Consider the following 11,927-nt stretch of genomic DNA (forward strand, 5'->3'; position numbering starts at 1 on the left):
GCGGATTTTTTGCCCAAAGAAAAAACGCATCTGAAATTTTAGATACGTTTTTTAATAGTGATCACGGACCGATAAAATATACATCGTATCGTTTTCAATCTGATATATTAGGCGATGTTCTTGGGTGATTCTTCTTGAACAAGTGTTTGTCAGCTCGTACTTTAACGGTTCTGGCTTACCAATCCCCTCAAATGGGTGCCGATCAATATCCTCAACTAATTTATTAATTCGCTTGATTGTCCGTTTATCATTTTGCTGATGCCAGTACATATAGTCGTCCCATGCATCATCAGTCCACGCTTTAATCATTAGGTTTTATCAACTCATGCTGTTTAGTTTTTCCTGCGGTTATTTGCTCTTTCCCGCGTCGGATTTTATCCATCAATGTCGGATTACTCATAATTCTTAGTGTTTCAATCATGCTATCGTAATCTCTTTTTGACATTAGCACAGCCGCATCATCAGCATTATCACGGTTGGTCACTAACAAAGTAGTGGCGTCGTCATTAACCTGTTGTAAATAGCTCCTTAAATTTTTACGTAGTACAGAATAAGATACAGCCTCCATGAACTCAGCCCCTTCCTTTTACAGGCTAATTGTACAACATACTGTACAATTAAACAAGCGGAGAAATCACAATAATTAAAAAAAGTTACAAAAAATCCCCGGCACACTTTCCGAGGAGTTGCTTGTTATTTATGATAAGTGAGCAGCTCTTAAATTCGCTGCTTTATTAGCTAACCAGCCGTGCATCTTGCTGTAAGCCACTGCGAAGACGGCAATCACTGAAACGCCCTTGATCAAGTTGAATGGTACCACGCCGTACAAGACCATCTTGCTAATTGGCATTGAAAGCTTCATTCCTAAAGAAGAAATGTAAGCTGGCATGATAAAGGCAACATTTCCAATCGCTAAAGCAACTGTTAAAGTCACCGTTCCGACTAGTCCGGCTAATAAGTAGTCTTGGACTCGTGGATTATCCTTGCCCTTCAAAATCAGATAGACCGGCAAGCAAATTGCCAAGGTCGACACGAATTCGGTCGAAGCGTCAATGAAGTTCGGCAATGAGACACCGGAAATTACAAAGAACAACAACGTCCGAATCAAGCTGATCCCTAACCCGCCCCAAATACCTAAGGCAAAAAAGCCTAGCAAGACGGGAACATCAGCAAATTCAATTTTAAGATATGGGACCAGCGGAATAATTGGAAAGGCAATAAACCGTAAGAGATATGAAACTCCTGCTAAAGCCGCTGCGATGACCCACTTCTTGATTGAACTATTTTTCATGATGAAACCCTCCTAAAATTTTAGAGGTCTATCTTCAATGACAATTTAGCAAATAAAAAGCCCTGCTACCACTTTTCAGGGTAACAGAGCGCATTTGTATTTACCAAATCACTCTATCTTCTTTCATCCAGACTTTACTGTCGGTCTCGGATTTTCACCAAGTCAACCTCATCCGAAGATAAGGGTCGCGGACTATCACCGCCGGTCGGGAATTTCACCCTGCCCTGAAGATAAACCATATTTTCTTCACTTCTTATTTTAGCACCAGCCTCGCGGGCATGCAAGCGATTAATTGACTTAAAAAATTCACGGCTTATTGCCTGAAGAAATCGGCAACATGGGTTATAATTGCTGGTAACGATAATTTTAACCAAGAAGGGATCTTACTATGAAATTTAACCAGTATTCACGTGCACACGCTACTGACCGGACCAAAGTTGCTGAACTCCAAGGTCTCGGCTTTTTAAATCAACTTGTCACCGACCAGGCTGACTTAAACGAGCTCTGGTTATCATTTTTATATAAGGCATTTCCGCAAGCTCAAAGTAAGAGCAGTTTGAACGGCTACTTACACAATCTTCTCGCCAGTCCAACGCAAGATGTGCTCGCTTATCTGGAAAAAAATACGGTGAACGCCACTGCCTTTTATACGGTTGGCTTGCAGCTCTTAGGTTTTACCTGTGGTGATGATTTTGACGTGGCCGAGCCCTTAACTGCCATGAAAAACTTTAACCTGCTTTACCACCAAGAGATCACGACTGTCACCGACTTGGTTGGCGCCTGGTACGACCTCTTAAATACGCGCGGCAAAATGGGCCAAATTTTGCTGGACCTCTTAGCGACTGAGGGCTATTTCTTACCGCTCTACGATTTGCCGATCAGCCAAAAGCCATTGTTATTTAACGGCAAGTCTCAACCAGTATTTGACACCGACGCACTGATCCGCGAAGTCGTGTACATCGAATCCAGCTTAGACACCGACCAAGACGGCCAACGCGACCTGTTGAAAGCTGAAATTTTGCGGCCTAAAGATACCAACGACGGCTTAAAAGTTCCTGCAGTTTATACGGCCAGCCCTTACAACCAGGGGACCAACGATGAAGCCGGCGACAAAATGATGCACCATGTCGACCAGCCGCTGACACATAAAAAGCCCAATGACCTCGAATACGCTGACATTGAGTACCATCAGCCAGCAACCGATTTGCCTGAGCCGCGCCCAGTTAACGGGACGACCCAACAAGCAGAAGAGACCTTCGGGCGGGAAGCTGCTTACACCTTAAACGACTACCTGGCCGCGCGCGGATTTGCCATCGTCTACGCGGCTGGGATCGGGACCCGTGGCTCACAGGGTGTCAGAACAACCGGCAGTCCAGCAGAAACTGCTTCAACCATCGCGATCATCGAATGGCTGGCAGGCAACCGACGGGCTTTCACTAACCAGACCGATAATATCGAGATCAAGGCTTGGTGGTGTAATGGTTCAGTCGCAATGACCGGGCGTTCCTATCTTGGGACCCTGGCCACTGCCGCTGCCACAACTGGGGTCGCCGGACTCAAGACGATCATCTCTGAGGCCGCGATTTCCAGCTGGTATGACTACTACCGCGATAACGGCTTGGTCGTCGCACCCGGCGGTTTCCCTGGTGAAGATGCAGATGTCTTAGCCGAAGAATGCTTTAGCCGCCAACTAGACGGCGGAGATTATTACCGCATTAAGCCTTTCTTTGACCGTTATCTGGCCCAAATCACCGCCGGACAAGACCGCACGACTGGCGATTACAACACTTTCTGGGATGCCCGCAACTATTTGAAAGATGTCGCCAATGTCAAATGTGACGTCTTAATGGTTCACGGGGTCAACGACTGGAACGTCAAGCCGCGCAACGTCTATCAGCTTTATCGCGCACTGGCAGATGTGCCGGTCACGAAAAAGCTGATCTTGCACCAGGGACAACATATTTATATCAATGCCTTTCGTTCACTGGACTTTAGCGAGATGGTCAACTTATGGTTAACAAACAAATTGTACGGTGTGCAAAATGAGGCGGACGAAATCTTGCCGGCCGTTTTAGTCCAAGATAACGTCGCGCCTGAAAGCTGGCGCAGCTATCCAGACTGGGATCAAACTGCAACTCGGCTGACTCAACTCTACTTGAGTCCAGACCGCCTCCAGCCAGAAGCAGTCACGACCGCAGCCCCAGTCACCTTTAGCGACCATTTGCCAGCTGACACCTTTGCCGAGGCCCGCCAAGACTATGATGCCTGGCGCAATCATTTGTTAGCGGACGAAGAGACAGCTTACCGTGACACTCGGCTGATTTTTAAAACAGCAACGGCTGACACGGACTACTTGCTTCGGGGAGCCGCACACCTGCAGGTCAAGGTGGCCAGCAGTTTAGACCACGGCATGTTGTCGGTCATGTTAGTCGACTATGGCACTGCCAAACGACTGGGTGCAACCCCCCAGATTTTAGGACGAAAAGCCATTAGTTCCGGTTACCACTGGCGTGAAGATGACCTCAATGAATTTCAGTTAACTAAGGCAACACCGTTTAAAATGATCACTAAAGGTCATATCAACTTGCAAAATCGGACTGCCAACTACAAGACCGACGAGCTCGTTGCCGGGCAATTTTATGACGTTGACTTTGATTTACAACCGACCTTCTATCATGTACCAGCTGGTCACCAGTTAGGCTTAGTCATTTATGCCACCGATATGGAAATGACGGTCCGCGGCAACGAAGATCTGACGTACTCGCTAGACTTGAACGATTGCCAACTAACTTTAACAACCAGTGCTTACTAATTAATCTCAGACGTTGCGTTACTGTATGCTAACAGTGCGCAACGTTTTTTTGTTTCCGGACGCTGTTTTGTGGAAACAACGGCCACATTCTCGTTTACGTACGCTGTTTCGGTAAAACAACGGTCGCATTCCCGTTTGCGTACGCTGTTTGGACAAAACAACGACCGCATTCCCGTTTGCGTACGCTATTTTGCGGAAACAACGACCGCATTCTCGTTTGCGTACGCTATTTGGACGAAACAACGGCCGCATTAAAGGCCGGGTTGCGATAATGCTCGGGAGCTAACCGCTTTGCTCCACCCTGTTGATAAAAATCATTCCCACGCACGCCAATTAAATGTTAGAATATCCTTATAGCATTATGTCAGTAACTGGCTTGTTTGCCAGTTTTCTACATAAAATTTTAAGAAACTAGGTGAAAGCAATGCGTGAAGGAAACACGATCATTACTTTAGATAACGGTTATCATTTATGGACCCGCACAGATAACGTTGGCGGAGACATCAAACTTTTATGTCTCCACGGCGGCCCTGGCGGTAACCATGAATACTACGAGAATTTCGCAGAAAAACTCCAGGACTTAAACGTTCAAGTCACCATGTACGACCAATTGGGTTCATGGTACTCTGACCAACCTGATTTTACTCAACAAGAAAACATCGACAAGTTTATGCACATGGAATACTTCGTGGACGAAGTTGAAGAAGTGCGTCAAAAACTCGGCCTTGATGATTTTTACTTGATTGGCCAATCATGGGGTGGAGCATTAGTCCAAGAATATGCCCTCAAGTACCCGGACCATTTGAAGGGAATCATTATTTCATCCATGACTGATAATATCGATGAATACATGGACAACATCACTAAGATTCGCGAATCCGAATTTACTGCCGAAGAATTAGCCTTCTTAAAGGACTGCGAAGCTAAAAATGACTTCAATGAACGTTACGAAGAACTAATTGAAAAGCTTAACCAAGATTACATTGACCGCAAACAACCAGCTGCAATCAGTCATTTGACTGCCACGATGGGTGTTCAGGTTTATAACTACTTCCAAGGGGATAATGAATTTGTTGTGACTGGCAAACTTGCCGGCTGGGATCGTAGTCAAGATATCCACAACATTCAATTACCAACCTTGATCACTTACGGTGAACATGAATCAATGCCGCTTGCCACTGGGAAACGCATGGCAGAAACAATTCCACATGCCCGCTTTGTCACCACTCCAAATGGTGGTCATCACCACATGGTCGACAATGCCCCAGTTTACTTTGACCACTTGATGACTTTCCTCAAGGATGTCGAAACTGGCAACTTTAACGATTAATGATTAATTACAAAAACGCACTAACAACCGGTCGGACTCCAGTTGTTAGTGCGTTTTTTGAGTTTTTCGCCACGGATCAAGCACTGAAATTTTGGACTAAATGTTTTCCGCCATTTAGATTTAGGAGATAGGAAGTTTTGCAAAAAGAGCTTTTTCAACCAATACTTTTCACAGGCAAGCGAATTGTCTTTGTTGATTTTGCTTTGTTTTGACGTGCGTTTCCCGTGACGAACTTGCGCACTCATTAAGAAGATACGCAAAAAAAGCTAATTTTGGTTTTTTATTTGCGATTTTTTTCATTTTTTTGTGCTAAGATAAATTTGAGAAATTAATCACGAAAGGACCCACTAGAAATGACAATTAAACTTGCAGCCATCGACATCGATAATACCCTGCTAACTTCCGCTCCAGCCCGGGCTTTAACAACACAAAATCTTCAAGCAATTCAACAAGTGACCCAGCTGGGAGCCAAAATCGTCCTGTGTTCCGCCCGCCCACTTGCCGGCGTGAAACGTTACCTCAGTCAAGCCAGTCTGAGTGGTGACGACCAATATGTGATCGTGGATAATGGTGCCCTGGTCCAAACGGTGACCGGCCACACGATTGGCACGCAGACTTTGCCTGCAGCAACTGTCGTCAAGCTTGTCGAACTTTGCCAGCAAAATCACTGGCACTATAACGCGATCGACGATTCTTCAACCATGTGTACTACTGATACGCGACTAGGTTTTTACACCGTCCAGTTAGCGGCCAAATATCAGGCGCCACTCGAAGTTCTGCCCAACTCCGCTGCTTTTTTGGAGCGAGTCTTTGCCAAATTTGACATTACTGAAGCACCCGAATTGCTAGATCACATCGAGCCAAAAATTCAGGAACTGTGCGGGACAGATTACTATGTCGTGCGCTCCCGTCCGTTTTTGTTAGAGGTACTGAATCGCGACGCCAATAAGGGACGCGCGCTGACAAATCTGGCCGCCCAACTCGGCCTGAAGAAAAATGAAATCATGGCGATTGGCGATGAGGTCAACGATTTACCGATGTTCGCGGCTGCGGGAATCGGAGTTGCGATGGGCAATGCCGTTCCTGCCGTCAAAGAAGCCGCCGACTTTATTACCACTGACAATGATCATAGTGGTGTCGGTTATGCAATCCACAAATTTATGCTCGACCTGTGAATAATCTAGTGGGAATGTCACCTTTGCTGGTGATGTTCCCACTTTTTTTGCCTAAAATCTGTGATTTCTGACTATAAGTCACAGCGTTGCGCACTTTATCCACTATTTTGGGGATAAATTCCTGCTGGTTGTGCTAGTTATCCACCTGTGGATAAGTTTGGTGTCGTTGCTGGTCTAACTTTGCCAAACTTGCACCGGCTAATCCATTTGATGGTTGAACTTTCCCAAACTTGCACCAGCAAGCTCATTTGATGGTCGTACTTTCCCAAACTTGCACCGGCTAATCCGTTTGATGGTTGAACTTTGCTAAACTTGAACCGGCAAATTCATTTGGTGGTCGTACTTTTCCAAACTTGCACCGGCTAATCCGTTTGATGGTTGAACTTTGCCAAACTTGCACCGGCTATCTCGATTGCTACACCCATTTTCCTAAAACAGGGTGAACTTTTCCATTTGCCACACCTGTTTTCCCTAAAAATTGGGGTCGACTACCGCCGCCTGCTTCATTTGCCAACAACAGACATTCAGGCCCGAATTCGGCCTCAAATTTACATTTTCCAAGACTTACTTCAATAAGTATATTGCCCGTAAGATAGTTTTTCTAGCTTTAATTTATATTTTTTACAATTAACTAAATTTTAAAGACTAAATCCTTGCTTTCTTCATCATTTGTCCTATAATGAAAGTGAATCAAAGGTAATGCCGTTGTTTCAAAGTGCTGTTAGCACATTTACTATTTAAGGAGGAACCAATTTTATGAATCAAAAGTATGATTATCCTAAGACACGTGCGCAATTAAACCAGCTGGTCGCTGATTTGGAACAAGTCCAAACTAATGTCCACCAAGTTCACTGGTATATGCGCGGCAAACAATTCTTCAACTTACATCCACAAATGGACGAATTCAACGAAACCTTTGCGGACGAATTAGACGAAGTCGCTGAACGCCTGATTTCCTTAAATGGTGCTCCATTTGCAACAACTCATGAGTTTATTGAACATACTGGCCTGCCCGACGAAAAAATTGACTTTGGTCAGTATACCTTGCCAGAATTAATGCAGCGCTTGGTCGAAAACTTCAGATATCTGCGTGACCAATTCCAAAAGGCCATCGAAATTACCGATGAAGAAAATGACCAGCCAACCCAAGATATTATCAATGGCTTCAAGAGCGACATCGATAAGAAGATCTGGATGTTAACTGCTTACCTCGACGAAAGTCCATTTAGCGGCGAATAACAATTAATCATCAACCAACTGCCGTCCTGGCTCCAACTGCTGGGCGGCAGTTTTTTTGAGTTCCACCAAGCAACTCCTACCAATTTGTTCCGCTCTGTGATTTTTAGTCGAGCTACTTCACCCAGAAGGTTGTGCTTAACCTGCTTTCTGTCACGATGCCAAAACCGCATCATACCCGAAAGACTGCTAATGCTCACCTTCTAATCGGGCGACTCCGCTCTGTGATTTTGGTCTACCTATGTTAATCGACCGAATGGCTTGCTATAATAGAAGTGGTTTTCATTTGGAAGAGAAATAGGAGTGTCATAAATTATGAAAGTTAGTCGTTTAGACCATATTATTTTACCCGTCAAAAACTTGCAGCAAGCCTTCCGCTTTTACCATGAAGTCTTTGACATGCAAGAGTTACCCGAACAAAGTACTGCTGCCACTAAAACACTACGGTGCGGTCATCAACTGATCCGCTTACATCAAGTGGAAGAACCGGCCGAACTACAAGCAGCACATCCCACAGTGGGTGGCGCAGATTTCTGCATCGTGGTTAAAGATGAAATGGCAGACGTGGTCAACCATCTCAAAAGTTACTTCGTCGAGATTGTCGCAGGTCCCCAGGAACAAGTTGGTTCTGAAGGCCAAATGACCTCAATTTTCATCCACGATTTCGACCAAAATTTAATTGAAATTGCAACCTACGCCCATCACAAATAATGCTAGGTGCTTGGTACAACAACTCTGAGACTTCGATCATCATGGTCGGAGCCTTTTTTTGCACAAAAATAGTGCTGCTAAAGTAACTCAGCAACACTATTTGACAACGTATGTGATTTTTTCCGGCGTCTCGATCGCAAAAATATGTTTGTCTGGTTCCCCTTCAAGCGGTCCCAGATCAAAAATTGTTTCATCGCCTTGTCGCTCGATATTGTGAAAACTGGAAAAAACGAGGTGGTGGATCGAACGTCCCAGGTCTTTAGTCTCCTGAGTTTTTTTAACAGCACCATTTAAAGTATAACCCTCATCTAGAAAAGTCTTGATCATTCGAATAATCACAATTTGATCATATGGGAGTTTAATTGCTCCATTATCAGCTTTAACCGTTTTCAAATAACCACTTTTGACCCAGTAACGAACTTGGGTGTCAGTCACATTACTTGCCCTCGCAGCATCCCTGATACTCATCAAAATATTATCTGGTTGCATGATTTGTTGCAACCAAGCTGCGTAACCTTTTGGTGTATCCATACCGATTCTCCTTTTATCAATAGTACTACATTTCACCTAATATTTCCGAAACTTGTCTCCTATATTCATACCACAAAAATGTAAGCGTATCAACTTTTAAATCATCTTTATCAAATAGTTGACAAAGTAAGCAAATTAATTTATATTTTACATTATCCAATTTAATAGTCAAATTTTTATTTTTTGACTTAACTCTGATAATCCACATTTTGAAAGAAGGAATACTTGTGTCAAAAACTACTAAATTAAGTGGTTTTAGCAAAACAATGATGATCGTTGTTTTGTTAATTGGTACGTTTTGTACAGTCCTAAATCAGACTTTACTTGCAACGGCCTTACCAAAATTGATGTCAACTTTTGACGTTTCCACTGCGACAGTGCAGTGGTTGACTACCGGTTTCTTGATGGTCAACGGGATCATGATCCCATTATCTGCCTACTTAGCAACAACTGTGAACACTAAATGGCTCTATATCGGATCAATGACGATCTTCTTAGGCGGGACAATTTTAGCCTACACCGCACCAACTTTTGGTGCCCTGCTTGCTGGTCGTTTAGTCCAAGCTCTGGGAGTCGGGATCGCCATGCCTTTACTCCAGACGATCATGCTGACAATTTTCCCAGCTGAATCTCGGGGGGCTGCCTTAGGTCTAACGGGAATCGTCATTGGTGTCGCCCCCGCGCTCGGTCCTACCTTATCTGGCTGGATCATTGATAAATACCAATGGCGTGACCTTTTTGGAATGATTATTCCAATCATGGTCGTCGTGATCATCTTGGCACTCTTTTTCATGCAGCCTATTATTAAAACAAAAAAGCAAAAAATTGATTGGCTGTCACTAGTCTTATCAACTTTCGGTTTCGGTGGTTTATTATTTGGTTTCTCCTCTGCTGGGAACGATGGTTGGACCTCAACCAAGGTTCTTGTTTCTCTGATAGTTGGTGCCATTATCACTGGCCTCTTCATTTGGCGGCAATTAGTGATTCCAAAGCCATTCCTAGAATTACGTGTCTTCAAAATTGGTGAATTTACCCTATCTGCGGTCTTATCATCAATTGTCATGATCGCAATGTTGGGTGTGGAAACTGTCTTACCATTGTACTTACAAATTGCCCACGGCATGAGCGCACTTCATTCAGGTTTGACCTTACTTTCTGGTGCAGTCGTGATGGCTTTGATGAGTCCTTTGACCGGGAAAACTTTCGATGTGATGGGTGGCAAACGTCTGGCAACAACTGGGATGGTGATCCTAACCTTAGCGACCCTACCATTCATGTGGTTGACGCTTGACACTCCAACGATTTACATCGTCTTCTTATACGCAATTCGGATGTTTGGGATCTCAATGGTCATGATGCCAGTTACTACTTCTGGGATGAACGCTTTACCAGACCACTTGATTGCTGACGGGACTGCTTCCAATAACACGGCTCGTCAGGTTGCATCTTCCATTGGTTCTGCAATCATGATCACATTGTTGACAAATGTTACCAACAATGCAGAACCTGCTAAACATTTGTTAAAAGCAGCTCCACTTGATTATAAACAACAATATTTAAATGCTTCCTTAGATGGCTATCACGCAGCGTTTGCTTTCTCCTTAGTCTTCGCTGTCATCGGTGTGATCTTAACGTTCTTCTTGAAAGACCACCAAGCTCATTCTAAAGATATCGATCCTAAAGATTTTAACCAAAAAGGCGGTGATGCTGCATGATCTTAGCAATCTTAGTTATTGGTTCTATTGCAGCGTTCCTCAGTTACGTTTATATTAAGCCAATCGTTTGGAGAACTGTTGGAACCATAATTTCCCTAGTTCTTTTAGTTGGTTCATTAGCTTTGTTGACGATGAACAGTCACAGCCACTATGGCATGCACAAAGTAACGACGACGAAAACAACCCAAATTTATCCAGCCAGTTCCAAAAACGGCTTAAACATTATGCTTTATCAACCAGTTGGTACCAATGGTAAAGAAACTGTCCAAATTTACAAAGAAACTTTGGACCAAAAGAAGCCAAGCCACACTCAAGCTAATGAGTATACGGCCGCTAATAACCAGATCAAACGGACTAACAAACAGAGTGCAACTTTGCAGGTCAAGGAAACTCGCTGGCGCTTTAAGTCCAATGGTTTTAAGTTCTGGTTTGGCATTTCTGGCATGCAAAACAAACTAGTTCAGCGGACTAATACCTTTAATTTGCCAAAAGACTGGCTGCATTTGTCCACTACTCAAGTCAAAGCCCTCCAAAAGAAAATGGCTGGGATGAAGACTAAGGCTGGACAAGCCAAAGTTAAGGAACAAGCACAACAATACGTGCAACAAAAAATGAAAGCTTCAATTATGAAAGACCCTAGTTTAATGACAGACAAGGCTAAGCAAGCTAAATTAGCCCAGCAGTTTGCCCAAGAATTCCAGCAACAGATGATTAAAAAAATCGTTGCGGAAGTCAAATAAGTTAAATTAGTCCACAAAACGAGACAACGACAATCAATTTGATTGTTGCTGCCTCGTTTTTTTGTGCTGACGCTAGTTTGTTAGTTTGGAATCGTCCACTTTCTCGTTAACTGGCTACAAGTCTAGCATTCTTTTAGCCAGTCTCGACGCAACTGGTTATAAGTTCGCCATTCTTTTAGCCAGTCTCGGCGCAACTGGTTACATGTTCGCCATTCTTTTAGCCAGTCTCGGCGCAACTGGTTACATGTTCGCCATTCTTTTAGCCAGTCTCAGCTCAACTGGTTACATGTTCACCATTCTTTTAGCCAGTCTAAATTTCTGGATCATACTTTATCGGACTTTACTCCAGAACGGTTCAGTCTGGCCCCTTCTTTTCTCAATCTGAG

The 11,927-nt window shown here is 44.0% G+C and carries 11 protein-coding genes and 1 riboswitch; of the genes, 7 read left to right on the forward strand and 4 right to left on the reverse strand.

What is annotated here, in order from left to right:
- Positions 1–51: 51 nt before the first annotated feature.
- The 3 genes from LPAF129_RS04810 to LPAF129_RS04820 all read right to left on the reverse strand — a co-directional run bounded on the left by LPAF129_RS04810 (position 52) and on the right by LPAF129_RS04820 (position 1,291).
- A complete protein-coding gene (locus tag LPAF129_RS04810; RefSeq protein WP_244055029.1) occupies positions 52–309 on the reverse strand; it encodes a Txe/YoeB family addiction module toxin in 258 nt (85 codons plus the stop codon).
- Positions 302–568 (reverse strand): type II toxin-antitoxin system Phd/YefM family antitoxin, encoded by a 267-nt coding sequence (locus LPAF129_RS04815; protein WP_244055030.1) that lies wholly within the window; start codon positions 566–568, stop codon positions 302–304. Before LPAF129_RS04815 ends, LPAF129_RS04810 begins: the two co-directional genes overlap by 8 nt.
- A gap of 129 nt (positions 569–697) precedes the next feature.
- Complete coding sequence (locus LPAF129_RS04820; protein WP_244055031.1) at positions 698–1,291, reverse strand: ECF transporter S component; 594 nt, start codon at positions 1,289–1,291, stop codon at positions 698–700.
- Between the two features lie 111 nt (positions 1,292–1,402).
- A riboswitch (FMN riboswitch) is annotated at positions 1,403–1,527 on the reverse strand.
- A gap of 152 nt (positions 1,528–1,679) precedes the next feature.
- On the opposite strand from LPAF129_RS04820, the gene LPAF129_RS04825 reads away from it, so the two are divergent.
- The 5 genes from LPAF129_RS04825 (at position 1,680) to LPAF129_RS04845 (ending at position 8,555) form a co-directional block, all read left to right on the forward strand.
- Positions 1,680–4,103: a Xaa-Pro dipeptidyl-peptidase gene (locus LPAF129_RS04825; protein WP_244055032.1), complete on the forward strand. Its 2,424-nt coding sequence runs from the start codon at positions 1,680–1,682 to the stop codon at positions 4,101–4,103.
- A 424-nt stretch (positions 4,104–4,527) separates the two neighbouring features.
- Positions 4,528–5,433, forward strand: a complete 906-nt coding sequence (locus LPAF129_RS04830) for a proline iminopeptidase-family hydrolase (protein ID WP_244055084.1) — start codon at positions 4,528–4,530, stop codon at positions 5,431–5,433.
- 353 nt (positions 5,434–5,786) lie between these two features.
- Positions 5,787–6,608, forward strand: a complete 822-nt coding sequence (locus tag LPAF129_RS04835) for a Cof-type HAD-IIB family hydrolase (RefSeq protein WP_244055033.1) — start codon at positions 5,787–5,789, stop codon at positions 6,606–6,608.
- Between the two features lie 756 nt (positions 6,609–7,364).
- Positions 7,365–7,847, forward strand: coding sequence for a Dps family protein (locus LPAF129_RS04840; RefSeq protein ID WP_244055034.1), 483 nt, complete (start codon positions 7,365–7,367; stop codon positions 7,845–7,847).
- Positions 7,848–8,159: 312 nt separating this feature from the next.
- Positions 8,160–8,555 (forward strand): VOC family protein, encoded by a 396-nt coding sequence (locus LPAF129_RS04845; RefSeq protein WP_244055035.1) that lies wholly within the window; start codon positions 8,160–8,162, stop codon positions 8,553–8,555.
- Positions 8,556–8,651: 96 nt separating this feature from the next.
- Here LPAF129_RS04845 and LPAF129_RS04850 read toward each other — a convergent pair whose 3' ends face one another.
- Positions 8,652–9,086, reverse strand: coding sequence for a MerR family transcriptional regulator (locus LPAF129_RS04850; protein WP_244055036.1), 435 nt, complete (start codon positions 9,084–9,086; stop codon positions 8,652–8,654).
- 266 nt (positions 9,087–9,352) lie between these two features.
- On the opposite strand from LPAF129_RS04850, the gene LPAF129_RS04855 reads away from it, so the two are divergent.
- Together LPAF129_RS04855 and LPAF129_RS04860 are read left to right on the forward strand one after the other, a co-directional pair.
- Complete coding sequence (locus tag LPAF129_RS04855) at positions 9,353–10,801, forward strand: MDR family MFS transporter (RefSeq protein WP_244055085.1); 1,449 nt, start codon at positions 9,353–9,355, stop codon at positions 10,799–10,801.
- Positions 10,798–11,541 carry a DUF4811 domain-containing protein gene (locus LPAF129_RS04860; protein ID WP_244055037.1) on the forward strand — a complete coding sequence of 248 codons (744 nt, stop codon included), beginning with the start codon at positions 10,798–10,800 and terminating at the stop codon, positions 11,539–11,541. The genes LPAF129_RS04855 and LPAF129_RS04860 overlap by 4 nt, the downstream gene beginning before the upstream one ends.
- Positions 11,542–11,927: the final 386 nt, after the last annotated feature.

Origin of the sequence: Ligilactobacillus pabuli (genome assembly GCF_022836475.1) — a bacterium.
Lineage (GTDB): Bacteria > Bacillota > Bacilli > Lactobacillales > Lactobacillaceae > Ligilactobacillus > Ligilactobacillus pabuli.